Source organism: Shewanella halotolerans (assembly GCF_019457535.1).
GTDB classification, from domain to species: domain Bacteria; phylum Pseudomonadota; class Gammaproteobacteria; order Enterobacterales; family Shewanellaceae; genus Shewanella; species Shewanella halotolerans.
In genome coordinates, this window is record NZ_CP080417.1 from 548,875 (window position 1) to 572,784 (window position 23,910).

The window sequence follows — 23,910 nt, forward strand, 5'->3', positions numbered from 1 at the left end:
CGCGAATTCTCCTGCTTTGTCATCCGCTAATGGTGACCAGGTTCAGCACCCAACCCATCAGGGTGAAGGCGACCAGTAGCAGGGCAAACAGTAGGGCCAGCAGGCGCCACTGCATCACCTGTTTGAGCATGACAAATTCGGGAAAGCTGGCGGCGACCGTGCTCATGCAGAAGGCCAGTGTGGTGCCCAGGGGCACGCCTTGGATCAACAGGCTCTCCAGCACCGGAATCACCCCGGTGGCATTGGCATACAGGGGGATGCCCATCAGTACGGCGATGGGCACTGACCACCACTGGCCGTCGCCCAGGTTGGCTTCAAGATAACCTGCGGGCACGAAGCCGTGTAGCGCCGCACCGATACCTACCCCAATAATCACCCATTTCCACACGCGGCCGAAGATGGTGAGCGTCTCCTCCTTGGCGAACTGGTGACGCTGGCGCCAGCTTATGCCGGGCGTGCTCTCGTCTGGCGTGTAAGCGTCAGATGCAGAAGTTGAAGTTTGCGTCTGGGTGGCGCCACGTCGGTAGGCGTTTGCGGCGAGGGGCTGTAGCCAGCGCTCGGCATGCAATAGGTCGAGCAGGGCGCCGCCGAGCATGCCAATGGTGATGCCGGTGAGGGCGTAGAGCAGGGTGATCTTGGCCCCCAGCAGGCTAAACAGCAGCAAGATGGCCACCTCGTTGATCAGCGGCGAGGTTAGCAGGAAGGCCATGGTGATCCCCACGGGGATCCCCGCCGTGGTAAAACCGAGGAACACGGGAATACTGGAGCAGGAGCAGAAGGGGGTGATGGCGCCAAAGCCGGCCCCCAAGCCATAACCTAGTAGCTTAGGCTTACCCGCCAGATAGTCGCGCACCCGCTCGACATTGAGTGCTGCCCGCAGCAAGCCGATCAGGTAGATCATCACCACTAGGAGGGCGAAGATCTTGCTGGTGTCTTCGACGAAGAAGTGCAGCGCCTGCCCGGCGGCGCTCTGGTTGGAGAGGCCGAGCAGATCGTAGATCAGGAGATCGGCGAGTTGGGTAAACCAGGCTAGCATGGGGCCTCCCTAGAGGTGACTGAGGCGCTATTGCACCTTGTTAATCTTGGTTAGCAGCTGGGCGAGCTCTTCTTCGCTGGGCAGGCGACCGGCGGCCAGGACTTCACCGTCGATCACTATGGCCGGGGTCGACATCACGCCGTAGGCGGCGATCTGCGCCATGTCGGTTACCTTGGTCAGCTCTATATTGAGGCTGAGCTCATCGGCGATTCTGGCGATGTCGCTGGCGAGGTTGGTGCAGCGTTTACAGCCGCTGCCGAGTACTTCTATCTTCATCTGTTTCTCCTTATCTAACGGATTGAATAGGTTTGGCTTTATCTGTTTTGGCGGCCAATGACTTGGTGCAGCAGCCGGGTGATTGCGCAAGGGCGGTCTCGATACAGCTCAGCATGCCGAGCAGGCAAGGCGTCTCCAGGCGGTAGTAGATCTGCTTGCCCTCGCGACGACTGGCGACTATGCCCGCCTGCCGTAGTTGCGACAGGTGTTTGGAGACGGTGGAGATGTCGGCGTCGACGCCGTCGGTCAGCTCGCAGACGCAGCGCTCCTGATGTTCCAACTGTTCAACCAGCCAGAGACGGGTCGGGTGGGCCAGCGCCTTGAGCTGGGCAGCGCGGTTGTTGAGTCGCTCCTGGCTCTGGATATGAGCTTGGGTATGAGTCTGGGTATGAGCTTGGGCCTGAGCTTGAGTCTGGGTATGAGTCTGGGCCTGAGCTTGAGTCTGAATCTGAGCCGTTGCAGGTTTCATGGTGCGCCTCAAAAAGTGGAGCCTTCATTTGGCATAATAGCCAAATGTTCTGGGGGGAGTTAGCTTTAATCAAGGGTTTAGCTCGGGTTTGTGATGAGCCTTTCAACTGCAGAAGGCTTTGTGAGCCCTGGCTGATTTGCAATCTGAGTGAATCAGATTTGCAGTTTGTGCAACTCTGTCGAGCCTCTGGCGCAGGATAGTCTATCTGTGTGGCGAAAATTTGTACTTATGTTGCGTGGTGATAGAGTGAAGCTCTTGGAGGTGTGCTAAGGATTAAGCTTAGTTTAAGTGTTAGGGTCGATCATGTTGGCCAAATCACAATAAAAACAACTTGAAGGAGAGGACGCGTGAAGAAGATAGCCATTTTGTTGCTGTGCATCTTGATGCCGGTGACGACGGTTTTTGCCCAGACGGGCAAGCCCCTGTCGGTGGAGGTGCTATGGCAGCTCAGTCGAATAGGTAACCCCAGCATTTCCCCCAACGGCGATTACATCATCGCCCCAGTCACCGAGTACGATGTGCCCGAAGATAAGGGCAATACCCAGCTGTGGCTGTTTAGCCAGGACGGCAAGCAGCAGCGCGCCCTGACCGCCAAGGGGATGCGGGTGAGCGAGCCGGTATTCTCACCAGACAGCAAGACCCTGGCCTTTATCAGCAAGCGCGATAAGGATGAGGCGGGGCAGATCTATCTCTTGCCTATGGATGGACCGGGCGAGGCTCAGCGTCTAAGCGATGTGCCGAGCGGCGTCTATGGCCTCAAGTGGGTGGGCGAGCACCTCTACTTCATCAGCTCTGTCTATCCGGGTAAGAATTGGACAGAGATCGGCGAGCAGCTCAAGGCCGATAAGGACGACAAGGTGTCGGCCCATCAGTGGAACGCGCTGCCCTATTCGAGCTTCGATCACTGGATAGACGAAGGCCGTCAGGCCCATGTGTTCCGTATTGCCGCTAAGGGTGGCGAGGTGGAGGCGATCACTCAACCCCTGAATATCGAGCTGCCACGCTCGTCGCAAGGTGCGGGCAGCTATGACATCAGCCCCGATGAAGCGTGGATCGCCTTTAACGCCAACGGCAGCGACAATCAGGTGAATCCTAAGCTAGATCTCTTCCTCGCGGCCATCGGCAGCGGCAAGGCGGAGAACATCACCCCAGACAACCTGGCGCCGGACGCCAGCCCGCAGTTCAGCCCTAACGGTAAGACGTTGGCCTTCACCCGCCAGCACATTCAGGGCTTCTATGCCGACACCGCCAAGCTGATGCTGTTCGACTTGAAGAAGCGCAGCACTAAGATGCTCGCCAAAGAGTGGGATCGCTCCGTGGCCCGCTTCGTGTGGACCCCAGACAGCAAGGGTTTCTATGCCGCCATAGACGATGCGGCCACCAGGCGCCTGTTCCATATCGATGCCAAGAATGGCAAGGTGAAGGCGATCACCAAGGCGACCAACTTTGGGCAGCCGGCCATCGCCAACAATGGTACCCTGGTTGCGACTAATGATAGCTTCCTCTACCCGGCGCGCCTGGTGAAGGTGAATGGCAAGAACGGCAAGACCAGCCGTTTGGATAGCTTTAACGACGAGATCCTCGCGGATGTCGATCTGGGCACCTATGAGTCCGTAACCTACAAGGGCTATAACGACCAAGAGATCCAGATGTGGGTGCACTACCCACCAGGGTTTGATCGCAGCAAGAAATATCCACTGATGATGCTGGTTCATGGTGGGCCGCACAACGCCATCTCAGACGGTTTCCATTACCGCTGGAACGCCCAGACCTTCGCCTCTTGGGGCTATGTTACTGCCTGGCCAAACTTCCATGGCTCCAACAGCTTCGGTCAGGCGTTTGCCGACAGCATCAACCCGGATTGGAAGAACAAATCACTGGAAGATGTGCTCAAGGCAGCCGACTGGTTCAAGCAGCAATCCTGGATCGATGACAAGCGCATGGTGGCCGGTGGTGCCAGCTATGGCGGTTACCTGACCTCTATCATCCTGGGGCAGAAGCATCCCTTCAACGCCCTGCTGATCCACGCCGCCGTATACAACATGTACTCGCAGATGGCGGCGGACTTCTCGGTGCACAGCCCCCGCTTTGGCAACTACTGGGATAACCCAGAGATCTACCAGTCTATCTCGCCTCACTATGGCGCAGGCAATTTCAACACCCCGACCCTAGTGATCCATGGTCAGCTGGATTATCGCGTGCCTGTGGGCCAGGGCTTCGAGCTGTTCAGAACCCTGCAGACCCGCGGCGTAGAGTCGCGCATGATCTATTTCCCAGACGAGAATCATTGGATCATGAAGCCTAACAACTCCATTTACTGGTATCACCAGGTGAAAGACTGGATGACCCGCTTCGCCGAGCCGGGTGGCAAGTAGGCGATCAATCTAGCCGTTTAGTAGTAATAAAAAAAGGCTGCCCAAATTACTGGGTGCAGCCTTTTTTGATGAGATGAAAAGCTTAAGACTTCTGAAGTTGGGCCTTGGCCGCCTCGACCTTGGCGAAATCCAGGCCTAGCTCGGTCACCGCCTCTTTGATCAGGGCGGGGTTTTGCATCACCAGCGCCATCAGCTGCTGTAGCTTCTCCGGGGCGATCCCCAGCTGACCAATGGTGCCCATGGCCATCAGAGGGTTCTCGGTCAGGGCCTGAAACAGCTCCTGGATCTGCGCGTCGCTGACGTTGTGTTCTTTTAAGATCGCAATAATAGGATTCATTGCACTACCTTATCTCGGTTGAAAGTAAAACAGGCCGCAAGTGTAGCATCCTCTGTGACCAGCTCAAGCGATAGCTTCTCATGCCTAGCTTCTAGCGCATGCCGCAGTTTCTAGTTCAGGCCGCAGTATCTAGTTCATGCCATTGCGCTTGAAGCAGTCCACATAGGCCTTGTCCTCCTTCTGGATGTGCTGGCTGAGCCAGCTCTTCAGAAATGCCATCAACTCATCGCCAATATCTTCGCCCTGTTCGACCCGGCGCTGAAACGCCAGCACCTTGCCCACCAGCTGGTGGTGAGAGTCGGTATGCTGCTTGTCTTGGGGGTAGCCAAACTGCTCGAATAGCGTCTCTTCATATTTGAAGTGATTGGCCGTGTAGTCGATCAGCCCCTGTACCACCCGCTTGATGGAGGCCAGGCCATAGTTGTTGTTGAGCAGATAGTAGAGCTCGTTGATCAGGTGTACCAGGGTCTGGTGCTGACGGTTGATCTCGGCGAGGTTGAGATCCAGGGCGTCGCTCCATTCGATCAGCTTGTCGCGGCGTGTATCCTCACGGCCGATCTGCTCGCTGTCGGTGGCAAAGCGGTGCAGCAGGGAGTCGATCTCACCCGCTAAATTACGCACCGTGATGCTAGCCAGTAGTGTCTCCTGGGTAGCCTTGACGTTTTCATCCGATACCTTGTCGACCTCCACCAGACAGGTCTCCAGCACCTGAGTCTGCTCTACCTGATGCTGAGAGGCGATGGCGATCTCCTGGCCCAGGGCATCGATGGCGTCTATCTGGCTCACCAACTCTTCGAAATGGGATTCGGCCTCGTTGGCCACGCTCTGGGAGTGTTGCACGCTCTGGCGGTTTTTCTGCATCGCCGCGATGGCACCATTTATCTGGGTCTGCAGGTTGACTATCTTGTTGTTGATATCTTCGGTGGCCACCTGGGTGCGCAGCGCCAGGGAGCGAACCTCGTCGGCGACTACGGCAAAGCCCCGGCCCAGCTCGCCGGCGCGGGCACTCTCGATGGCGGCGTTGAGCGCCAGCAGGTTGGTTTGCTCGGCAATACTTTTGATGGTTTCTACCACCTGACCTATCTGCTGGCTCTCCTGCTTGAGCTGCTCGAAGTTCTGGTCCGAGGCGGCAAACTGTTCGCCAACTTCTTCTAGCGCCTTTTCGAGGGAGCGCATCTCCTGTTTACCACGATCCGCCTGACGCTTGGACTCGCTGGCCAGCTGTGAGGTGGACTCGCAGAAGGAGGAGACTTCGGCGGTGGTCTCAAACAGCTTGGAGACTATCTGTTTGGCCTCTTCGACATCGCCTTTCTGTCTGAGGGCGCCGGTTTTGGAGACTTGGGAGTCGGCCTGCACGGTATCGGCCACCCTGACCAGCTGCTGGGCAGACTTGCTCAGGGAGAAGACGGTGCGCGACACATCCTCTCCTATCTGATTGAAGGCCTTAAACAGCGGGCCGCCGAGGGCCTCCTGGGTGTCGAGTCTTACCCTGAGATCGCCCTCGGAGAGATGGATGGCGGCGCTGCGCAGCCTGCCGAACATGTTACTCATGGCTAGTAGTACGGAGAGGATAAACAGGTAGTCGATAACTAACAGGGCCAGCCAGCCCCAGGCGCCTTGGCGTATCAAGAGGTAGGCTATCGGCACCAGTGGCAGGCCGGTCAGCAGGCTCCACTGCAGGGCGCTCAGCGAAGCGATTCTTTTCGCAATTTTATCAATCATTCCCAAACCTTATGTTGAGTGTGACTCTATAAAATTTAGTCCAAATTCACTAATTAGGTTATCTGTCTCCGCTAATAAAAACCGCTCGGCCCGGCGCTGATTTAGCCGGGCCGAATGTTAGTCTAATGCGGGCAGAATGTGGAGGGGAGGGAAGGTGAGTGCCTAGAGGCGGGGATCGCCGGACTTGCTGTCGACCCTGCCGATCACCTCGATATCGCTCAGCTTAGAGAGTATGCCCCACTGTTGTATGGTCATCATATCTTTAACCTCCTGGGCCTTGAAGCTCAAGCGCAGGCCATCCTTGCGATACTCCTGGGGGAGATTTTGCGGCAGTATGTGGCGACCATCGTCGGCGACTATGCCCCAGAAACCGCCCTCAAGATTGAAATACCTAACCGTGCCTTGTGTCATGGTGATCGCCTTCTGCAGTGAGTCGCTGGTCTCCTTAGATAACCCCTCGGCGACGATTTTAAGATCCTCGGCCTTGGGCTGAGCCTTGCTCGTTTCGACTTGAGTCGTCTTGGCCTCATCGGCCTTAATTGCGACAGTCTCTTCAGCGCTTTGCTTTGCCGCAGGTGGCTGTGCGGGGGCAGATTGTTCTTCCTGGTTACAGGCCGAGAGCGCCAGGGCGGCGAGTAGGGGGAGTGACAGCTTGGTGAATACACCCATAGGTAAGTTCCTCATGCACTTTATGTTTATCTTAATTACTCTAACAGAATCCCCACGAATGCCTAGTCCAAGGAGTGGGGCATGGCTTGCAACAAGAGCGCTCGCATCCTAGCCACCTCGTAGCAGGCTAGCGTAACCACGCCAGTATCTATTGGTTTTTCGCATATTAACTGCCAAGGCGGATCGTCCCTGCGGGGATAAGATGACATCCCATTACCTCTGTGATAACCAATAAGAGAAGGCCCATGAAAAAATTACTCCTTGTTCCGGCGTTGATCTCTGGCGCCTTTATTGCCGCTACGCCGGCATCGGCGGCGACCATTATCGGTGGTCTAGGCTTCGAGTCGGCGCGCACAGTGCAGCCCACGGAGAAGAAGGAGAAACAGCAGGTCGAAGCCATCTTGCAGGCGGTGAATGTGGAGTTTCTCGGGCTTAACTGGAGCAACACCACGGCTGCCAAGATAAACCGTAACGGCGACATGACCGTGGCGCGCAACTGGGCCTACGGCTTCTGGAACGATAACTTCGGTGTCTCAGTGGATCTCATCAAGGGAGACTGGCTCGGCGCCGGCCCCAATATCGCAGCGGTGGGTCTCGCCTATAAAGATTGTTGGGACAAGTTTTGCCTGCGGATTAACCCGACCCTGGCGGCGATCGACATGAAGGGCGCCGATGGTCAGGTATTTAAAGATAATGGTGCCCAACTCAACATCAAGGCGGACTATCAGTTTAACGATACCTTCAGCGCCACCTTTCATCCCCAGTATGCCAGCTGGAACGATGACGAGCTGGGGCAGACCCTTAAGCTGGAGTTCAACCTGACCGCTAATCTGACGGACGATAAGCGTCATAAGCTAATGCTGGTGAACGAACATTTTCTGGTCAATAACGCCTCTACCGACCACAGGACCCGTTACATAGGCGAGAACTCTCCCTTGGGCGGTTATGTGGTGGGTACAGAGTCGACCTTGAAGCTGCGTTATTTTTACGTCTTTTAAATCAAACCTTTGCCTACAAATTTGCCGACGCTACCCTCTCTCCTGGTGTCGGCGATCTCCGCCTGGGCCCACCCTTAGGGTGTGGCCCAGGTTTTCTTCTTCCCCTTAGCCAAGTACCATAGCCTGCAACAGACTGATTTATTGCGCCGCGAACCAACCCAGTTCGGCGGCCAAAGGAAGGCGTGATGCTTGCTAACAAATTGCTTGCCAGAAAAAGAGGCACCATGACCGCGATTCGCCGTCAGCGAGGCTTTAGTGGAATGCAGATCTTCTTGATCGTGCTCCTGACCATGGTGCTGACCGCGCTGGCCAGCTTCTTTATCATCAAGACCTATATCTTTCCCTCGCCCTTTACCCCTGTGACCCTCAATGCGAAGGAGGAGCAGCGGCTGGATAACAAGCTGTCCCAGCTGGGCTGGCAGGTGGAGCGCAAGGATGATCGCCACGGCGGCGCAGGTAAACTCGAGCCAGAACCCTATCGTGAGCGCGACGCCGATCGTCAGGTGACCTTTAGCGAGAAGGAGGTCAACGCCATGATTGGCCGCAACCCAGACTTTGCCGAGCGAGTGGCGATAGATTTCTCCGACAATCTGGCCAGCGCCAAGATCTTGATCCCCATTCCCCAGGACTTTCCCATCATGGCCGGTGAGATCCTGCGGGTGAACGCCGGTTTGGACATCCATCTGGACGCCAGCCGTCGCCCCGTGGTTGCCTTGGTCGGCGTGAGCCTGATGGGGGTGCCTATCCCCAATGCCTGGTTGGGTAACATGAAGAACGTCAATCTGGTCGGGGAGTTTGGCGATCGCGGCTTCTGGACCGCCTTCGCCGACGGGGTCGAGGAGCTGCAGATCCGCGATGGCGAACTCTATCTTAAATTACGACGCTAGAATCGCCCGGCCCCGGGCTGATTAGGAGGCAAAATAAAAGCCGGTGATGAGGGCCGGCTTTCGATGCAGTGGTGTAGGGAGATGGTGAGATGGCGCCTAGTCCTTGGTCTGCTGGGTGTCGGCCTCCTGCTCTGCTGCCTTCTCTTGTTTGCTCTCTTCCTGTTTAGGTTTCTCGGCTTGTCCGCCGCATCCGCCACAACAACTCATAACAACTCCTGTTGGTTCGATTAACTGGCCACAGAGTACTTGATTAAATTACTCGGGTATTTGATCTCGATCAGCTTTTGTCGACTTGTTGTGATCGCCGCCGCGCTCGGCAGCGATCCTTTAAGCGTTCTGGCGATCAATTAAGTTCTCAGACGGTCAACTCCTGCTGTGCGCCCTGGCTATCCCGGGCGGCGAAATAGCTCTGGGTGTCGGCTATGATCACCTTGCGCAGGCCGATGAGGGCGATCAGGTTAGGGATCGCCATCAGGCCGTTGACGGTATCGGCCAGCAGCCAGATGAGATCCAGCTGGATGAAGGCTCCCACGGCGATCAGGCTGAGAAAGATAAACTGGTAGATCTTAATGCCTCGCTCGCCCAGCTTGTGGCCGGTGAGATAGTACCAACAGCGCTCGCCGTAGTAGTGCCAGCCCAGTATGGTGGTGAAGGCGAAGCAGACCAGGGCTATGGTGACCAGATATTGGCCGATGACGGCCGAACCGCCGGTGGCGAAGGCGGCGCTGGTCATGGCGGCACCTGCGGCGTCGCCGCTCCAGACCCCCGTGATGATCAGCACCAGTCCCGTCATGGTGCAGATGAGCAGGGTGTCGAAGAAGGTGCCCGTCATGCTCACCAGCCCCTGTTCGACCGGCTCTTTGGTCTTAGCGGCGGCCGCTGCGATGGGCGCGCTACCCAGACCCGACTCGTTGGAGAAGACGCCGCGGGCGATCCCTATCTGAATCGCCTGCGCAACAGTTGCACCCAGGAAGCCGCCGGCGGCCGAGATGGGGCTGAAAGCCGAGTGGATCACCAGCTGCAGCGCCGGGATGATCTGCTCGCTAAAGGTCACCAAAATCCACAGGCAGGCCAGCACATATCCCAGCGCCATGCTGGGTACCAGCTTCTGTGCCACCTTGGCGATCCGCTTAACGCCCCCAAGGGTAACCGCGGCAACCAGTAGGGTGAGCACCAGGGCCGTGACCCAGGCGGGCAGGTGGAAGGCGATGGTCATGGCGTCGCTGATGGCGTTGACCTGGGCAAAGGTGCCTATGCCGAAGAAGGCGACGCCGACGCCGAACAGGGCGAACAGCTTGGCCAGCCAGCTCAGACCCAGGCCGCGCTCTATGTAATACATGGGGCCGCCGGCGATATTGCCGCGAGCATCTGTGGTGCGATACTTGAGCGCCAACATACACTCGCCATACTTGGTGGCCATACCGAAGAAGGCCGCCAGCCACATCCAGAAGAGGGCGCCCGGGCCGCCTACCTTGATGGCGGTGGCCACGCCGACGATATTGCCCGTGCCTATGGTGGCCGACAGTGCGGTGCACAGGGCGGCGAAGGAGGAGAGGTCCCCCTGGCCGCTGGCGGGTTTGAACAGCAGCCTGAGTGCCAGGGGCAGTTTGAATACCTGGATCAGCCTGAGGCGCAGGGTGAGATAGAGGCCGGTACCGACCAGCAGGCACAGGGTGATAGGGCCCCAGACGATGGCGTTGATCTCGCTTAGTAACGCGTGAAAATTCATGATGTTCCTCGAATATTAAACTCAAGGGTCCGTAGACCCCCTAATATGGAGGAGGAAAAGAAATGTCTGTGTGGAGACTGGCGTTTGTGGCTATTTGACAGCTATTAACAGTTACAGCTATTAGCTGCGACAAGCATTTACATTGGTGGATACCAACTGGGCAAAAGCAACAAACGACAGTGACTGAATATAGCCGGGGCTATAACCGCTACAGTCATCCTCTCCTCTGTCCTTTTGCCTGAGCGTTTCGCGCAGCCATTGGGGCTGCACTTTCGCCTTCGGCGCCGTGATACTCAGGGGTTATCCTGGGCTCACAGTCTCTCCAGAGGCTCGTCCAGTAACAGTCCACGCCACAATATGGCACCTGAAAGAGTGGTTTCTCGCCGATAACGCCTGGCGACAAACTTGCCTCGTCGGTGTGGGGTTGACTCCCCACTCTCCTGCTACCTTCATCCGAACGGAATCCGGGGGCTGAAGCCCCCGGGGCCGTATAGCATGCGCCAAACGCCGCGCCATCTCAAGGGGCGAAGTCACACTTTTGGTTGAGAAGTGTGGCAAAGAGAGTAGGGGATAGGGAGGAGAGGGCTTAAACGCCAAGCTTAGACCAAAGGCGTACGATTTTTTTCGCCCAGCCTCTTACCTTGGCGCCCGCCCAGGGTTTAGAATAAAAGCTCATAATCACACTGTGGTTATACTGGCATTCATTGCTTAGCAGTCCAGCCTCTACGCTCACAGAAACTTCAGGTGTATCGTCACCTCACGACTTGCCATTTTTTGCCAAGTGCAGACAAGCCTTGATCTCGACTCGTTACACTCAGATGTTCGCAACTGTGTTGCGGCCGCAAGCATTATTTCATCGGGATCAACATGTTTTCAGCAGTCAAAAAAAGCATCAGCGCTAAACCCTCTTTTCAGGAGATACAGACCAACATCTTGGCGGGATTGACCGTGGGGGTGATTGCCCTGCCACTCTCTATGGCACTGGCGATCGCCAGCGGCGTGCCGCCCCAGCACGGCCTCTACACGGCGATGATCGCCGGCATAGTGATCGCCCTGTGTGGCGGCTCTAAGGTCAACATCTCTGGGCCGACGGCGGCCTTCGTGGTGATTCTGCTGCCCATAGTGCAGCAGTTTGGCCTGGGGGGACTCCTGCTGAGCGGCCTGATGGCCGGGGTGATACTGCTGTTGATGGGGCTGGGTAAGCTGGGCAAGTTGATCGAGATAGTGCCTTATCCCGTGACCGTAGGCTTCACCGCCGGGATAGGTGTGGTGATCGCCACCTTTCAGATCAAAGACTTTTTCGGCCTTGAGGTGGCCGCCGGTGGCGAACATTACCTGGAAAAGCTCTCCTATATCCTCCAGGCGCTGACCAGCATCAGTTGGCAGGAGACGCTGATCGGTGCCCTGACCCTGGCCGTGTTGCTGGTCTGGCCTAAGCTCAAGTCTAAGGTGCCGGCGCATCTGGCGGCGCTCTTGGTGGGCGCACTCATCGCCTGGGTCATGACCCAGATGATAGGCGGTTTCTCGGTGGCGACCATAGGCAGCCGTTTTCACTATGAGCTCGATGGCCTGCTGGGCAGCGGTATTCCGCCCATCATGCCCAGCTTCGAGTGGCCCTGGAACCTGCCGGGCGCCGATGGTCAGCCCATAGGCATGAGCTTCGAGCTGGTGCGCGAGCTACTGCCCTCAGCCATTACCATCGCCATCCTTGGGGCGCTGGAGTCCTTGCTGTGCGCCGTGGTCGCCGACGGCATGTCGGGCAAGAAGCACAACCCTAACGATGAGCTGATCGGCCAGGGGCTGGGTAATATGCTGGTGCCTCTGTTTGGCGGTATTCCTGCAACGGCGGCCATCGCTCGCACCGCGGCCAACGTCAAGGCCGGGGGCAGCATGCCGCTGGCCTCAGTGGTGCATGGCCTGTTTATTCTGGCGGGGATCCTCCTGCTGGCGCCGCTGCTGTCATACATTCCCATGGCCTCGATGGCGGCGCTGCTGCTGGTGGTGGCCTGGAACATGAGCGAGGTCAAACACTTTGCCCGTACCTTAAAGGTGGCGCCGAGGGACGATGTGTTGATCTTGGTGCTCTGCTTCGCCCTTACCGTGTTGTTCGACATGACGATTGCCGTGGCGGTGGGCATGGGGCTGGCGGCCATGTTGTTTATTCGCCGCAGCATCAGCCTGACCGATGCCAGGGCGGTGGAGACTAACCATCAGGCCTACCAGGTGCCTGAGAGTGTGGTGGTGTACGACATCAATGGGCCGCTGTTTTTCGGCTCTGCCCACAAGGCGCTCAAGACCATCGCCCTGGTGCGTCCCGACGTGCGGGTGGTGATTCTGGATATGTCCGAGGTGACTCTGCTGGATATGAGCGCCATCGTCGCCATGGAGTCGATCGCCCAAGATCTCTCGGGCAAGCAGGTGGCGCTGATCATCAACAACCTGCAGCCGCGCATGTTGCTCAAGCTCAGGCGGGCGGGGATCCGCAAGCGCCGTGGTCAGGTGGAGTACGCCCGCACCATGGACGACAGCTTCGCCCTGGCACAGAGGATGACGGCGCAGGCATAAAGCGATTAGGGCACTTGGGGCCGCTGCATGTCGAAGCGCAGCGCCTCAGAGATGCCATAGTAGGCAGAGGGGCCGCCGGCCCTGAGGATAGGCTCGGCCTTGGCGGTCTGGTAGCTGCCATCTTCTATCAGGCTGGGATCGATATGCACGGCGACCACTTCGCCCAGCACCAGCCAGGTCTCAATCTTCTCGCCTGCGGCCGATTGCAGCTGCAGCGACTGGGTCAGCCTGCACTCGAAGTTGACCGGGCTTTCGGCCACCCGGTCAACCCCCACAATGCTACCCGGTACAGGCGTGAGCCCGGCAAAATCAAACTCGTCGCTGCCCGCTGGCAGGGCCGCCGAGGTGAGGTTCATCTTCTCGGCCAGCGGCCGGGTGGCCAGATTCCAGACAAATTCGCCCGTAGCCAATATGTTGGCCAGGCTGTCCTTATAGCCGACGCTGGCGAAGCCTATGATGGGCGGATGGTAGTTGAAGCAGTTGAAGAAGCTGTAGGGAGCCAGATTTCTATGGCCTTTAGGGCTACGCGAGGCGATCCAGCCGATCGGTCTGGGCCCGACGATGGCATTGAGCGGATCGTGCGCCAGCCCATGGCCCTTGCTCGGTTCATAATAATAACGCGCCTGTGTGTCCATCTCATCACCCTCTGCCAAGACCGCTGTCGATTAGGTTATTTAACGCCGCTTCAGCTCGAAAAACAACTCTCTGGTCTTGGACTGAGTTTTTGATTAGTCTAAAAAATCCCCTACCTAACTGTGAGAGCTCGAATGCTTACCAATAAGAAGAATAACTTAAGCCTCTTTGCGATTTTTATCTCGCTCGCCTGCCTACTGGCGCCTCAGCTTGGTCGGGCGGCCGCAACCGACGGGATACTGCCGCTGCGCGAGCGCGCGGCGATGATCGACAGCCTGACCCAGAAGCGTGTGCAGCAATTGCTGCCCGACTTGATGGGCGAGACCAATATCGATATGTGGCTGCTGATCAGCCGTGAATATAACGAAGATCCTGTACTGAAAACCCTGCTACCTGTTACCTGGTTGTCGGCGCGGCGCACCACCATACTGGTATTTGCCCGCGATAAAGCGGGTGAGGTGAACGCCTATGCCATCGCGCCTTACAGTGTGGGGAATCTGTTTACCAAGGCCTGGGATAAGGAGGCGCATCCCAGTCAGTGGCAGGCGCTTAACGCCTTAGTGGAGCGCTATCAACCCAAGCGTATCGGAGTGAACCGCTCCGGCAACTGGGCCCACGCCGACGGCTTGGTATCGGGAGACGAGCAGCGGCTCTTGAGTCATCTGCCCGAGCGTTATCGACAGGCGCTGGTGTCTGCCGAGCCGCTTGCGGTGGGCTGGCTTGAGCGCCGCATCCCAGAGGAGGTTGAGCTCTACCCCAGCCTGATCAAGATGGCCCATGAGATAATCGCCCGGGGTTTTTCCAATCGGGTGATTAAGGTGGGGCAGACGACCAGCGAGGATCTGGTGTGGTGGTTTAGGGAGCGGGTACGTGAGCTGAAACTCGACACCTGGTTCCATCCCAGCGTCACTATACAGAGGGCTAAGCAGCAAGACCTCTCTGGCGATACCCTAATTCTGCCGGGTGATCTCCTGCATGTGGACTTTGGTATCACCTACCTGAGATTGAATACCGATACCCAGCAACTCGCCTATGTACTGCGCGATGGCGAGACCCAGGCGCCCGACTATCTGGTGAAGGCGTTTAACTCTGGTAACCAGCTGCAAGACCTACTCACGGCTCAGTTTGCCGTGGGCAGGACGGGCAATGAGGTGCTCAAGGCGGCGCGCGAACAGGCCATCGCTGCCGGGCTTAAGCCGACTATTTACTCTCATCCCATCGGCTATCACGGTCATGGCGCAGGCACTAGCTTAGGGATGTGGGATGCCCAGCAAGGGATCGCGGGATCTGGGGATCACCCCCTGCATCTCAATACCGCCTACTCCATCGAGCTCAATAACGCCGTGTTTATCCCCGAATGGGAGCGCGAGATCCGTATCATGCTGGAGGAAGATGCCATGTTTGACGCCAGCGGCGTCTGGTATCTGGATGGCCGCCAAACGGCACTGATCTTAATCGAACCGGAATTAAGTATGGGAGGTCAGTGAGCGGACTAATACATTTGTTGTGTTTTTGTTGACACTCGGTTGGCCTGGCAGTAGCTTCTAGTTTCTTTTTTTTGAGGGAACAAAAATCGTGACTAACTACAAGATACAAAAACATTTTTCGCTAATTTTAGGGGTTGTTTTATTAGGCCTGACCACAGGTTGTGCCACCTCCTATAAGGTTGATCCTGAGCTGGTGAGCCAGTTTAAACCTGAGGCGACGCCGACTCAGGAGCAAACCTTCGTCTATGTGATCCGCGGTGCTAACTTTCAGGGGGGCGCCCGCGGTGCCTGGGTAGCGGCTAACAAAGATGTGGTTGCCGATCTCTCTAACGGCAGTCATACCCTGTTAAAGCTGGCAACCGGGCTTAACTCTGTGCATCTGGTGCAGGGGCTGGTGGGCTTCGGTTATAGCCGGGTAGATAATCGTCCCGGTGAGACAGTGTATCTGACTATAGACTACACCACGGGCAAGATGAAGGAGGTCGAGCGTGACCTTGGTGTCTCTATGATCATGCAGACTAAGAAGGCCAAAGATATCGGCGCGCCGAGAAAGAACGATGCCTACGATAACCTGTTGGCCAACCCTGCCTTGCTGGGTTTTCCCGTGATGAAGACCGGCGTCGAGCCGATTAAACCCGATGAGCACTCGGCGGTGATCAACTTCTATCGCATGGAGACGCTGATCGGTGAGGTGCCTTTCGATGTCTGGTCTGAAACCGGTTATGTGGGCAGTACCAAGGCGGGCACCTATTTTCAGGTGAGAGTTACCCCGGGCAAGCACACCTTCGTATCACTCTCTGAGCGTTATTCTGTGCTCGAAGCCGAGGTCGAGGCGGGCAAGGAGTATGTGGTCGAGTACGATGTCGACATGGGATGGAATCAGGCCCATGTGCAGATCTTGCCGATCGATCCCGTCAAGTCGGCTAAGACCATCAAGAAGTGGCAGGAGAAAGCCAGGCTGATGGTGCTGGATGAGACTGTGGTGCAGCAGCCGGAGTTTGCCCAGCGTGTTCAGATGGCGAAGGAATACCTGACGCCAAAATTTAAGAGCATAGATGCTGGTGAGATGAGCACTCGAGCCTTGACTAAGCAGCACGCGCTCTAGTCTCTAGTCTCTAGGCTCTAGGGCCTCTCAAAAGCGAATCACTCTTAGGTGGTTCGCTTTTTGTTTTTTTAGCCACCGCGAATATAAGCCAGTGTGAGCCGGCCCTCAGTTTCATTTCATAAGATCTCCCACAATTCAGTTATTGGCCTACGCCAATAACTCATCAACATTTAATCGATAAAGGGAATGGCCATGCCAAGACCCAAAAAATGTCGCCGCCTGCAGTGCCGTCCGCCCTGCAGCCTGTTTAAGCCTAATGGGATCCCAAGCGTGGAGCTGGAGAAGATCCAGTTGGAGGCCGACGAATTTGAGGCCCTGGCGCTGGGGGATGTGCAGCGTCTGAGTCAGTTGGAGGCGGCCGCGTCCATGGGGATCTCCCGCCAGACCTTCGGCAATCTGCTGGCCAGTGCCCGCCAAAAGGTGGCGACGGCGATCACTCAGGGCCAGGCCATAGTGTTGCCGACATCGAACTAATAAGGAATCATCATGATAATTGCTATGCCCATGAGCTGGGGCCGTCTGGCGGCGCATTTTACCAAGGCGCAGCGCATCGGCTTCTTCAACGAATATCACCAGCTGATCACCAGCTTCGATAACCCGGCCATAGGTGGCGGTGGTTGTCGCGCCAAGAGTGAGCTGCTCAGCCTGATCAAGGCGCAGAAGACAGACATAGTGATAGTGCAGCATATCGGCGAGCGCATGCTGGGTAAGTTGCTGGCGGCGGGGATCAGTGTCAGCCAGGGTGACAACGCTGAGAGTATCGAGGTGCTGCTTAGCCAGACTCAGCTGCTGGAGCATCGTCTGCTGGACGCCTCACAGGGACGGGCTTCCCTCAATCACGCCAAGAAGGGCGGCTGCTGTGCAGATGGCGGTGGCTGTTGCTCTAGTTCGAGTGGCTCGGGTGCGAGTGGCGGCTGCGGATGTGGTGGCCATGATGGGCACAAGGCCCAATCCTCAAGCCTGTTGCAGCAGTCTGCTTTGCATAAGGCTGCCCATTCTTCACGCACGGCTGAAGGCGAGGCCGACAAGCCCATCAGCTATCAGGGATTTCGTCCTCTGACTTGATTGATCATGGTCTGTTAGTAAAGAGGCATATAGGCCAGGGAAGGTGCGAACAAGTCGTTGCTATCAAAGCCCCGCAGGGCGAGGCTTACAGTGGTATTTGCTGCGTTCCATTTCTTGTGAAGGACTAGGGCCATTCGCTGCAAACTGTGCCTTGCATCTATTCACTTTAAGCACACGCAGAGCAAGCACGGGACTTATTCGCACCTTCTCTAGTCCAGCAATTGATAGGGGCGAGCGATCGCCTCTCTCACCTCGGCCATGGCAAACACCTTCATGAAGCGAGCGAACGCCTGACCCTGAAAGTAGAGCTCGACGACGGGGAGGCTGAACACCCTGTGGGCGGCGGCAATATCGGCCTGCTGCTCACAGTCGATATAGCAGAGGCGCATCTTGGGAAATTCCTCGGCCAGCATCTGCAGCAGCCTGGGCTTGATACTCTGACAAACGCCGCAGTGGGCGCCGCCAAAGAGCAGGAGCACGGCCTCATGGGTGGCTAAGTAGTCGTCCAAGGCGTCATTAGACTCTATGTTATCTGCGGTTAACTGTGGCATCTGTATTACCCTTGTCTTTCATGCTCTCTTTCGCCTCGATGCTCTCGAGAGGCTTCGCAAGCGTTACGCTACTTACTGAGCATGCCTCTAAAGAGGTATTTAAATTCAATATCATAGCCTAATTTACCTACCTGGTTCACACTTCTTTTGTTCGGCTCGAATATCCGTTGTCCGCTATCTCTCCTCTGAGTAGACTGGCGGCAATAAAGCTATATTCAAGATGTTTGTTTAATCCCTTATTCAGACCGAGGCGCAGCAGATGTTAAATATCGATGATCCTAGCGTGGTCGACAAGACACCGGCAATTTGGCGCCTGGGATTTAGGCCCTTTTTCCTGGGGGGCGCCCTGCTGGCGACCCTGTATGTGCCCCTGTGGTTGATCACCTGGTATCTGCCGGAGATGAGCCTGCTGAGATCTCAGTTCTGGGTCAAGGTGGTGCCGCTCTGGTGGCATCCTCACGAGTTACTGTTCGGTTTTGCCTTGGCGATCGTTTCTGGTTTCCTGCTCACCTCGGTGCAGACCTGGACCAATCAGCCTAGCCTCAAGGGCTGGCCCCTGGCCTTGGTATTTGCCTGCTGGTTGCTGGCGCGCGTGCTGCTATTGTCGCCGTTTGAGCTGCCGGTGTGGCTGCCAGCGCTGTTTGACAGCCTCTTTTTGCTGCTGACGGCGGCCAAGCTCTGGTCTTGCATCTACCGGGTCAAGCAGTGGCGCAACATAGGCTTTCCCATCATGTTGCTGGTGGCCACGGGGATCAACCTGCTGAGTTACTACGCCTTGAGCCAGCGCGATTTCGTGCTGAGCCACCATATCTGGCAGGGCATGCTCTGGTGGCTGGGGCTGTTGATCACCATAGTGGGCGGTCGGGTGATCCCCTTCTTTACCGCTGTGCGCATCAAACTGGCTAAGCCTGAGCCGATTAAGGCGTTGGATCTCAGCCTGATTGCCTTGATGATCTTGCTGATTGCCCAGGGGATCACTAAATACCTCGCGCCCGGGGGCGAGCAAGCTTTGCTGGCGGTGACGGCGCTGGCACACCTGCTGCGCTGGAGTCGCTGGCTGCCCCACAAGACGCTCGGCGAGCCCATGCTCTGGTCCTTGCAGCTGGCCTATCTCTGTTTACCCCTGACCCTGGCGGCGCTCGCCTGGAACATAGATGATGAAAATGCCTATCGCCATCTGCTGCATCTGTTTGCCATAGGCACCATGGCCGGGCTCTGCCTGTCGATGATCTCCCGGGTCTCTCTGGGCCATACCAGCCGTAATATCTATCAGGGCCCCAAGATGTCACTGGCCTTTATGGGCATCACGCTGGCGGCGCTGTGCCGGGCCGTGATGCCGCTGTGGTTTCCCGAGTATAGCGAGCTGTGGCTGTGGATCGCCGGCAGCTGCTGGAGCCTGGCTTTCGGCTGGTTTGTCTGGTGCTACGCGCCCATATTAATCCGGCCCAGAGTCGACGGACGTCCGGGCTAGCCCAGAGACAATCTATCCCAGACACAAGTAGTCATTTAAATGAGTGTGGAAGTGTAATGAAGAAACTAACTGCCATCGCATTGAGCCTGCTAGGCTGGTGCACCCTGAGTCAGGCGCTCGCCGCAGATATTAGCCCCGAGAAGATGAAGGCCAAATATCCTAACCAGTATGCCAGCTGGCAGGCGACTTCGACCCAGGCGGCGCGCAGCGACATGCTGGCCAGCTATCCCGCCGCCATTATCCTCTGGGCGGGCTCGGCCTACGCCAAGGAGTACCATAGCCCTCGTGGGCATCAGTTTGCGGTGGCCGACGTGACCCATACCCTGCGCACAGGTGTGCCACCGGGAGAGGGCAAGAAGGGGCTGTCGGCGAGCTGCTGGACCTGTAAGTCGCCGGACGTGCCAAGGCTCATCGATGAGCTGGGGGTCGAAGGCTTTTCGGCGAAGAACTTTACCGATCTCGGCACCGAGATGAACAGCGTGGTCTACTGCAGCGACTGTCATGAGCAGGGTAAGGCGGAGTTGACCCTGCCGCGTCCTCACGCCCGCGACGCCATGGCCAAGGTCCATCTGCCCTTCGACAAGCAGGATGAGGCAATGCAGGGGGCGCAGGTGTGTGGCCAGTGTCATGTGACCTACTATTTTCAGCCGGAGCGCAGCAACAAGGTTAACATTCCCTGGATCTTCGGCAGTAGCGCAGATCTTATTGAAAAATATTACGATACCCGCCGTTTCTACGAGTGGATCCATCCCGTCTCTAAGACGCCCATCCTCAAGGCGCGCCACCCAGAGTTTGAGCACTGGAGTCGCAGCGAACACGCTAAGGCGGGGGTGACCTGCGTGACCTGCCACATGCCGGCGGCGACCGACGGCGAGGGCAAGGCCTACACCAACCATCAGGTGGGCAAGGCGCTGCCAAACTATGACGTTGTGTGTCAGGGCTGCCATGAGAATAAACAGGCCTTAATGAAGCAGCTCAACTCGGCCAAGTCGCAGATAGCCGAGAAGGCGAGACGCGTGGAGCAACTGCTGGTCAAGGCCCACTATGAGGCGGGAGCCGCCTGGGATGCGGGTGCGAGCTGGGCCATCATGAACGATGCCATCATGGCGATCCGTCATGCCCAGTGGCGCTGGGATTTCGCCATGTCATCCCACGGCAGCTATGCCCATAACCCCCAGGAGGCTAACGCCCTGCTCGACACGGCGATCCTTCAGGCCGAACATGCCCGCCGCGCGCTTAGCGAAATCCTCAGCATGTTGTCTGTCACCCAAGTGAGCTACCCGGACATCTCCACCAAGGAGGCGGCGCAGCAGGCGGTGGGGATCGAGCTGGATAAGCTGACCGAGGCTAAGCAGGCCTTTATCAAGCAAGAGGTGGATAAACACTGGCCCGCGGTGAGCCGAACTGGTTACTAATCTACTGGCTTTCAAGTTTACGTAATTAAAAGCGCCGGCCAGGAGATTGAGCCGGCGTTTTTTGTTGCTAGCGCCTGAGCAGCGGATATTGGTTGTCGAAGGCCTGGCATTTCTCTTTAAGAAACTCGATGCAGGTGCGGACCTTGTGGCTTGGGTATTCCGTTTGCAGATAGGTGAGCTGCAGAGGGATGGGGTCGGCCAGATAGTCGGTCAGCAGCAGCTCGAGCCTGCCCTCTGTGACCTCCTGGGCCACATCGAACCAGCTTTTGTAGGCGATCCCTTCCCCCGCCAGGGCCCACTCTTTTACCACGGCGCCGTCGTTGCAACTCTTGCTGCCCGTCAGCTCGACCTCGAGGGGCTGTTGTTTGTCGGCAAATCGCCACTTGTGCCATGGGGTGTTACCCCGGTTGAGCAATAAGATCTTATGTTGGCTAAGCTGCTGGGGATGGCTCGGGCGGCCATGTCGCGCTAAGTAGCCTGGGGAGGCCACCGCCACCCTGTGCATACGCGTCAGTTGCCGACGCATCAGGGAGGAGTCTTGTAGTTCACCGTATCTCAGCGCCAGGTGGACATTCTGAGCGATGAGGTCGTCCAGCTGATCGCCGAAATAGAGCCTCAGGGTCAGCTCGGGAGCCTGGGCCGCTAGCTCATCTAGCCAGGCTCTGACCCGATTGCGGCCAAGATCTGAGGGGAGGGCGATGCGCAGCTCGCCCCTGAGTTCGCCTCGCTTGTCGGCGAGGGCGTCGCTGGCGCCTTGCAGCAGGCTGAGGGCCTGACGCCCGGTGTCGATGAAGGCCTGGCCCTCCTCGGTGAGCTGCATGTTGCGGGTCGAGCGGGCGAACAGCTGACAGTTGAGCTTATGTTCCAGACGCTGCAGGGCGGCGCTGGCGGAGGCAGGAGTCATGCCCAACTCGCGGGCGGCGGCCGATACGCTGTGCAGATCGGCGATGCGGATCGCCAGTTGCAGATCTTTGAGATGATACATATCAAAAAATTTTTGAAAATGATTTCAATACTAGCCTAATTATCAAATTATGTAACGGGTAATAGACTCTGTTTCATCGAACAACTTGAACTGCATCTGCCGCCAGCTGTCGGCATAAGGAAACCCGATGAAACTCTTTAACTCCTACCAGATGGGCCAGAACACCTTGGCCAACCGTATCGTTATGGCACCGATGACCCGCTCACGCACCAGTCAGCCGGGCAATCTGCCCAACCAGATGATGGCCACCTACTACGCCCAGCGTGCCTCGGCGGGGCTGATAGTAACCGAGGCGACTCAGATCTCAGGCGATAGCCAGGGATATTCCTTCACCCCAGGCATCTATACCCAGGCGCAGATCGACGGCTGGCGTCAGGTGACAGATGCGGTGCACAGTGCGGGTGGTAAGATCTTCAATCAGCTCTGGCATGTGGGCCGGGTGTCTCATCCTGTCTTTCAGGGCGGCGAGGCGCCCATGGCCCCCTCGGCCATTAAGCCGGAAGGAACCCAGGTGTGGGTGGTCGATGCTGCGCACCCCGAGGGGCAGATGGTGGATTGTCCGACGCCCAGAGAGATGTCCCAGGCGGATATCGATCGTGTGGTCAAGGACTTTGCCTTGGCTGCGAGCAATGCGGTGACCGCCGGCTTCGATGGGGTGGAGATCCATGGCGGTAACGGTTACCTCATCGATCAGTTCCTGCGCACCAACTCTAACAAGCGCCGCGATGCCTACGGCGGCAGCGGTGAGAAACGTATTCGCTTCCTGCTTGAGGTGGTGGCGACCGTGAGCGAAAGAATAGGCGCGGAACGAGTCGGCGTGCGTCTCGCTCCCTTCGTGACCTTCAAGGACATGAACTGCCCCGAGATCGTCGATACCATCTTGCTGGCTGCCGGCGCGCTGTCGAAGATGGGGATCGCTTATATTCATCTGTCAGAGGCGGATTGGGATGACGCGCCGCAGATCCCCGAGTCTTTCAGGGTGCAGCTGCGCAACCTATTCGACGCCACTATTATCGTGGCAGGACGCTACGATCTCGCCAGAGCCAGCGAGGTGCTGAGTAAGGGCTATGCGGATCTGGTAGCCTTCGGTCGCCCTTTTATCGCCAACCCGGACCTGCCTCATAGGTTGCAGCACCAGTTGCCACTGGCAAGCTTCGACAAGGGGCCGCTGTTTGGTGGTGGCGCCGCTGGGTATACGGATTATCCCAAGGCGACTTAAATTGGCGCGGGGCCTTGGGATGTTAAGGTGAATTTTTCTCTCAATCAGGCATTTGCGACTATGTTTATAGCTAGTGTCCGTGGAGGAATTGTCTGCTGGCGAACCATTTTCCATCGTCAGCATAGAGATTAACTCTCAATGAGGAAAAGCCATGCCGTTGATTAGTGTACTCATACTGTCGAGTCTTAGTCTGTGTCTGACCCTCTGTGTGAATGTTTCTCTTTGGGCGGCCGAGATTAGCCTGGTTGCTCCCCACTTTACCGGCCTTATCAATAAGCAGCACAGTGGGCCTTATCAAAATCTGCTGCAGGAGGCGGCGGGTATGGCGAAGGTCGACTTTGTCGAAGATGTCATCCCAGAGAAGCGAGCCATCTACATGTTTCGCAAGCGCCGTTACGATTGTATTTACAGTTACGCCAACGTGATGCGCCAAGAGTTTGGTGTGGATAAGATAGTGACCAGTTTCCCGTTGGGCGTCTTTAAAGAGTATATGATGACCCTGCGAGGCACCCCTGCGCTGACATCGACTGCCCAGCTTCAGGGGGGATTGGTTGGGGCAACCCTAGGCACTGAGGTGTGGGATCAAGAGCTGCTAGCGTCAGGTGTCAAGATAGAGTACGCCGCGACCGATGAACAGAATATCAAGAAGCTGGAAAGTGGTCGTATTCAAGTGTTTCTCGCCTATCTACCCGATGTGAACCAGTATCTATATCGCCTCAGCTATTCGCCTGCGCATCCCATAAGGATCGAATTTGATCAGATCACCTGTCATCGCACGCCCAAGACGGAAGCCTTTGTCGATGCCATTTCGAAGGCGCTGCGCGAAATGAAGCGTAGCGGCAGGACGGCGCAGCTCTTGGGTGAACATTATCTCGAGTTCGATGATAGGTTAATCCCTTAGCTGCCGAGGGGCGGT

At 57.1% G+C, this 23,910-nt stretch carries 22 protein-coding genes and 1 riboswitch; of the genes, 12 read left to right on the forward strand and 10 right to left on the reverse strand.

Annotated elements, in window-relative coordinates; all coding sequences use genetic code 11:
- Window positions 1-19: 19 nt before the first annotated feature.
- Genes K0H81_RS02525 through K0H81_RS02535 form a run of 3 tightly spaced genes read right to left on the reverse strand, consistent with a single transcriptional unit; the run spans window position 20 to window position 1,781 of the window.
- Window positions 20-1,036: a permease gene (locus K0H81_RS02525; RefSeq protein ID WP_220059779.1), complete on the reverse strand. Its 1,017-nt coding sequence runs from the start codon at window positions 1,034-1,036 to the stop codon at window positions 20-22.
- 27 nt (window positions 1,037-1,063) lie between these two features.
- Entirely contained in the window at window positions 1,064-1,312 is a 249-nt protein-coding gene (locus K0H81_RS02530; protein ID WP_220059780.1) for a thioredoxin family protein, read from the reverse strand.
- Between the two features lie 10 nt (window positions 1,313-1,322).
- Complete coding sequence (locus tag K0H81_RS02535) at window positions 1,323-1,781, reverse strand: ArsR/SmtB family transcription factor (protein ID WP_220059781.1); 459 nt, start codon at window positions 1,779-1,781, stop codon at window positions 1,323-1,325.
- 347 nt (window positions 1,782-2,128) lie between these two features.
- On the opposite strand from K0H81_RS02535, the gene K0H81_RS02540 reads away from it, so the two are divergent.
- Window positions 2,129-4,156 carry a dipeptidyl-peptidase 5 gene (locus K0H81_RS02540; RefSeq protein ID WP_220059782.1) on the forward strand — a complete coding sequence of 676 codons (2,028 nt, stop codon included), beginning with the start codon at window positions 2,129-2,131 and terminating at the stop codon, window positions 4,154-4,156.
- A gap of 82 nt (window positions 4,157-4,238) precedes the next feature.
- Here the strand turns inward: K0H81_RS02540 and K0H81_RS02545 are convergent, their stop codons facing one another.
- The 3 genes from K0H81_RS02545 to K0H81_RS02555 all read right to left on the reverse strand — a co-directional run bounded on the left by K0H81_RS02545 (window position 4,239) and on the right by K0H81_RS02555 (window position 6,884).
- Window positions 4,239-4,493 carry a DUF2999 family protein gene (locus K0H81_RS02545; protein WP_011864297.1) on the reverse strand — a complete coding sequence of 85 codons (255 nt, stop codon included), beginning with the start codon at window positions 4,491-4,493 and terminating at the stop codon, window positions 4,239-4,241.
- Between the two features lie 129 nt (window positions 4,494-4,622).
- Complete coding sequence (locus K0H81_RS02550) at window positions 4,623-6,215, reverse strand: bacteriohemerythrin (protein ID WP_220059783.1); 1,593 nt, start codon at window positions 6,213-6,215, stop codon at window positions 4,623-4,625.
- Between the two features lie 162 nt (window positions 6,216-6,377).
- Complete coding sequence (locus tag K0H81_RS02555; protein WP_220059784.1) at window positions 6,378-6,884, reverse strand: hypothetical protein; 507 nt, start codon at window positions 6,882-6,884, stop codon at window positions 6,378-6,380.
- Between the two features lie 245 nt (window positions 6,885-7,129).
- On the opposite strand from K0H81_RS02555, the gene K0H81_RS02560 reads away from it, so the two are divergent.
- Window positions 7,130-7,882 (forward strand): hypothetical protein, encoded by a 753-nt coding sequence (locus K0H81_RS02560; protein WP_220059785.1) that lies wholly within the window; start codon window positions 7,130-7,132, stop codon window positions 7,880-7,882.
- A 224-nt stretch (window positions 7,883-8,106) separates the two neighbouring features.
- Window positions 8,107-8,769, forward strand: coding sequence for an arginine N-succinyltransferase (locus tag K0H81_RS02565; RefSeq protein ID WP_258406367.1), 663 nt, complete (start codon window positions 8,107-8,109; stop codon window positions 8,767-8,769).
- A gap of 355 nt (window positions 8,770-9,124) precedes the next feature.
- On the opposite strand, the gene K0H81_RS02570 is transcribed toward K0H81_RS02565, so the two are convergent.
- Window positions 9,125-10,498, reverse strand: a complete 1,374-nt coding sequence (locus K0H81_RS02570) for an alanine/glycine:cation symporter family protein (RefSeq protein WP_220059787.1) — start codon at window positions 10,496-10,498, stop codon at window positions 9,125-9,127.
- A 216-nt stretch (window positions 10,499-10,714) separates the two neighbouring features.
- Window positions 10,715-10,834: riboswitch (glycine riboswitch) on the reverse strand.
- A 531-nt stretch (window positions 10,835-11,365) separates the two neighbouring features.
- Between K0H81_RS02570 and dauA the strand changes: the two genes are divergently transcribed.
- Entirely contained in the window at window positions 11,366-13,063 is a 1,698-nt protein-coding gene (dauA, locus tag K0H81_RS02575) for a C4-dicarboxylic acid transporter DauA (protein WP_220059788.1), read from the forward strand.
- A gap of 5 nt (window positions 13,064-13,068) precedes the next feature.
- Here the strand turns inward: dauA and K0H81_RS02580 are convergent, their stop codons facing one another.
- Complete coding sequence (locus K0H81_RS02580; RefSeq protein ID WP_220059789.1) at window positions 13,069-13,698, reverse strand: flavin reductase family protein; 630 nt, start codon at window positions 13,696-13,698, stop codon at window positions 13,069-13,071.
- 132 nt (window positions 13,699-13,830) lie between these two features.
- Here K0H81_RS02580 and K0H81_RS02585 point away from each other — a divergent pair, with 132 nt between their 5' ends.
- From K0H81_RS02585 to K0H81_RS02600, 4 genes are all read left to right on the forward strand, one after another.
- A complete protein-coding gene (locus tag K0H81_RS02585; protein ID WP_220059790.1) occupies window positions 13,831-15,183 on the forward strand; it encodes a M24 family metallopeptidase in 1,353 nt (450 codons plus the stop codon).
- 88 nt (window positions 15,184-15,271) lie between these two features.
- A complete protein-coding gene (locus K0H81_RS02590) occupies window positions 15,272-16,288 on the forward strand; it encodes a DUF2846 domain-containing protein (RefSeq protein ID WP_220059791.1) in 1,017 nt (338 codons plus the stop codon).
- Window positions 16,289-16,480: 192 nt separating this feature from the next.
- Entirely contained in the window at window positions 16,481-16,762 is a 282-nt protein-coding gene (locus K0H81_RS02595) for a DUF134 domain-containing protein (RefSeq protein ID WP_220059792.1), read from the forward strand.
- Window positions 16,763-16,774: 12 nt separating this feature from the next.
- Window positions 16,775-17,353 (forward strand): NifB/NifX family molybdenum-iron cluster-binding protein, encoded by a 579-nt coding sequence (locus K0H81_RS02600; RefSeq protein ID WP_220059793.1) that lies wholly within the window; start codon window positions 16,775-16,777, stop codon window positions 17,351-17,353.
- Between the two features lie 209 nt (window positions 17,354-17,562).
- Here the strand turns inward: K0H81_RS02600 and K0H81_RS02605 are convergent, their stop codons facing one another.
- A complete protein-coding gene (locus tag K0H81_RS02605) occupies window positions 17,563-17,904 on the reverse strand; it encodes a thioredoxin family protein (protein ID WP_220059794.1) in 342 nt (113 codons plus the stop codon).
- A gap of 259 nt (window positions 17,905-18,163) precedes the next feature.
- Between K0H81_RS02605 and K0H81_RS02610 the strand changes: the two genes are divergently transcribed.
- Together K0H81_RS02610 and K0H81_RS02615 are read left to right on the forward strand one after the other, a co-directional pair.
- Complete coding sequence (locus K0H81_RS02610; protein WP_220059795.1) at window positions 18,164-19,375, forward strand: NnrS family protein; 1,212 nt, start codon at window positions 18,164-18,166, stop codon at window positions 19,373-19,375.
- A gap of 56 nt (window positions 19,376-19,431) precedes the next feature.
- Window positions 19,432-20,790 (forward strand): ammonia-forming cytochrome c nitrite reductase subunit c552, encoded by a 1,359-nt coding sequence (locus K0H81_RS02615; protein ID WP_144199850.1) that lies wholly within the window; start codon window positions 19,432-19,434, stop codon window positions 20,788-20,790.
- A gap of 67 nt (window positions 20,791-20,857) precedes the next feature.
- On the opposite strand, the gene K0H81_RS02620 is transcribed toward K0H81_RS02615, so the two are convergent.
- The gene (locus K0H81_RS02620) at window positions 20,858-21,775 is read right to left on the reverse strand and encodes a LysR family transcriptional regulator (RefSeq protein ID WP_144199848.1); all 918 of its coding nucleotides are present in this window, start codon (window positions 21,773-21,775) and stop codon (window positions 20,858-20,860) included.
- 127 nt (window positions 21,776-21,902) lie between these two features.
- On the opposite strand from K0H81_RS02620, the gene K0H81_RS02625 reads away from it, so the two are divergent.
- Together K0H81_RS02625 and K0H81_RS02630 are read left to right on the forward strand one after the other, a co-directional pair.
- A complete protein-coding gene (locus K0H81_RS02625) occupies window positions 21,903-22,994 on the forward strand; it encodes an alkene reductase (protein ID WP_220059796.1) in 1,092 nt (363 codons plus the stop codon).
- 151 nt (window positions 22,995-23,145) lie between these two features.
- Window positions 23,146-23,895 carry a substrate-binding periplasmic protein gene (locus tag K0H81_RS02630; protein WP_220059797.1) on the forward strand — a complete coding sequence of 250 codons (750 nt, stop codon included), beginning with the start codon at window positions 23,146-23,148 and terminating at the stop codon, window positions 23,893-23,895.
- Window positions 23,896-23,910: the final 15 nt, after the last annotated feature.

Excerpts from the sequence above, each read along its gene's own strand:
- K0H81_RS02615 (WP_144199850.1), top strand. The coding sequence starts at position 19,432 with ATGAAGAAACTAACTGCCATCGCATTGAGCCTGCTAGGCTGGTGCACC.
- K0H81_RS02600 (WP_220059793.1), top strand. The coding sequence starts at position 16,775 with ATGATAATTGCTATGCCCATGAGCTGGGGCCGTCTGGCGGCGCATTTT.
- K0H81_RS02585 (WP_220059790.1), top strand. The coding sequence starts at position 13,831 with ATGCTTACCAATAAGAAGAATAACTTAAGCCTCTTTGCGATTTTTATC.
- K0H81_RS02535 (WP_220059781.1), bottom strand. The coding sequence starts at position 1,781 with ATGAAACCTGCAACGGCTCAGATTCAGACTCAAGCTCAGGCCCAGACT.
- K0H81_RS02620 (WP_144199848.1), bottom strand. The coding sequence starts at position 21,775 with ATGTATCATCTCAAAGATCTGCAACTGGCGATCCGCATCGCCGATCTG.
- K0H81_RS02555 (WP_220059784.1), bottom strand. The coding sequence starts at position 6,884 with ATGGGTGTATTCACCAAGCTGTCACTCCCCCTACTCGCCGCCCTGGCG.
- K0H81_RS02550 (WP_220059783.1), bottom strand. The coding sequence starts at position 6,215 with ATGATTGATAAAATTGCGAAAAGAATCGCTTCGCTGAGCGCCCTGCAG.
- K0H81_RS02525 (WP_220059779.1), bottom strand. The coding sequence starts at position 1,036 with ATGCTAGCCTGGTTTACCCAACTCGCCGATCTCCTGATCTACGATCTG.
- K0H81_RS02595 (WP_220059792.1), top strand. The coding sequence starts at position 16,481 with ATGCCAAGACCCAAAAAATGTCGCCGCCTGCAGTGCCGTCCGCCCTGC.
- K0H81_RS02630 (WP_220059797.1), top strand. The coding sequence starts at position 23,146 with ATGCCGTTGATTAGTGTACTCATACTGTCGAGTCTTAGTCTGTGTCTG.
- K0H81_RS02625 (WP_220059796.1), top strand. The coding sequence starts at position 21,903 with ATGAAACTCTTTAACTCCTACCAGATGGGCCAGAACACCTTGGCCAAC.
- K0H81_RS02560 (WP_220059785.1), top strand. The coding sequence starts at position 7,130 with ATGAAAAAATTACTCCTTGTTCCGGCGTTGATCTCTGGCGCCTTTATT.
- K0H81_RS02530 (WP_220059780.1), bottom strand. The coding sequence starts at position 1,312 with ATGAAGATAGAAGTACTCGGCAGCGGCTGTAAACGCTGCACCAACCTC.
- K0H81_RS02565 (WP_258406367.1), top strand. The coding sequence starts at position 8,107 with ATGACCGCGATTCGCCGTCAGCGAGGCTTTAGTGGAATGCAGATCTTC.
- K0H81_RS02545 (WP_011864297.1), bottom strand. The coding sequence starts at position 4,493 with ATGAATCCTATTATTGCGATCTTAAAAGAACACAACGTCAGCGACGCG.
- K0H81_RS02610 (WP_220059795.1), top strand. The coding sequence starts at position 18,164 with ATGTTAAATATCGATGATCCTAGCGTGGTCGACAAGACACCGGCAATT.
- K0H81_RS02605 (WP_220059794.1), bottom strand. The coding sequence starts at position 17,904 with ATGCCACAGTTAACCGCAGATAACATAGAGTCTAATGACGCCTTGGAC.
- K0H81_RS02580 (WP_220059789.1), bottom strand. The coding sequence starts at position 13,698 with ATGGACACACAGGCGCGTTATTATTATGAACCGAGCAAGGGCCATGGG.
- dauA (WP_220059788.1), top strand. The coding sequence starts at position 11,366 with ATGTTTTCAGCAGTCAAAAAAAGCATCAGCGCTAAACCCTCTTTTCAG.
- K0H81_RS02570 (WP_220059787.1), bottom strand. The coding sequence starts at position 10,498 with ATGAATTTTCACGCGTTACTAAGCGAGATCAACGCCATCGTCTGGGGC.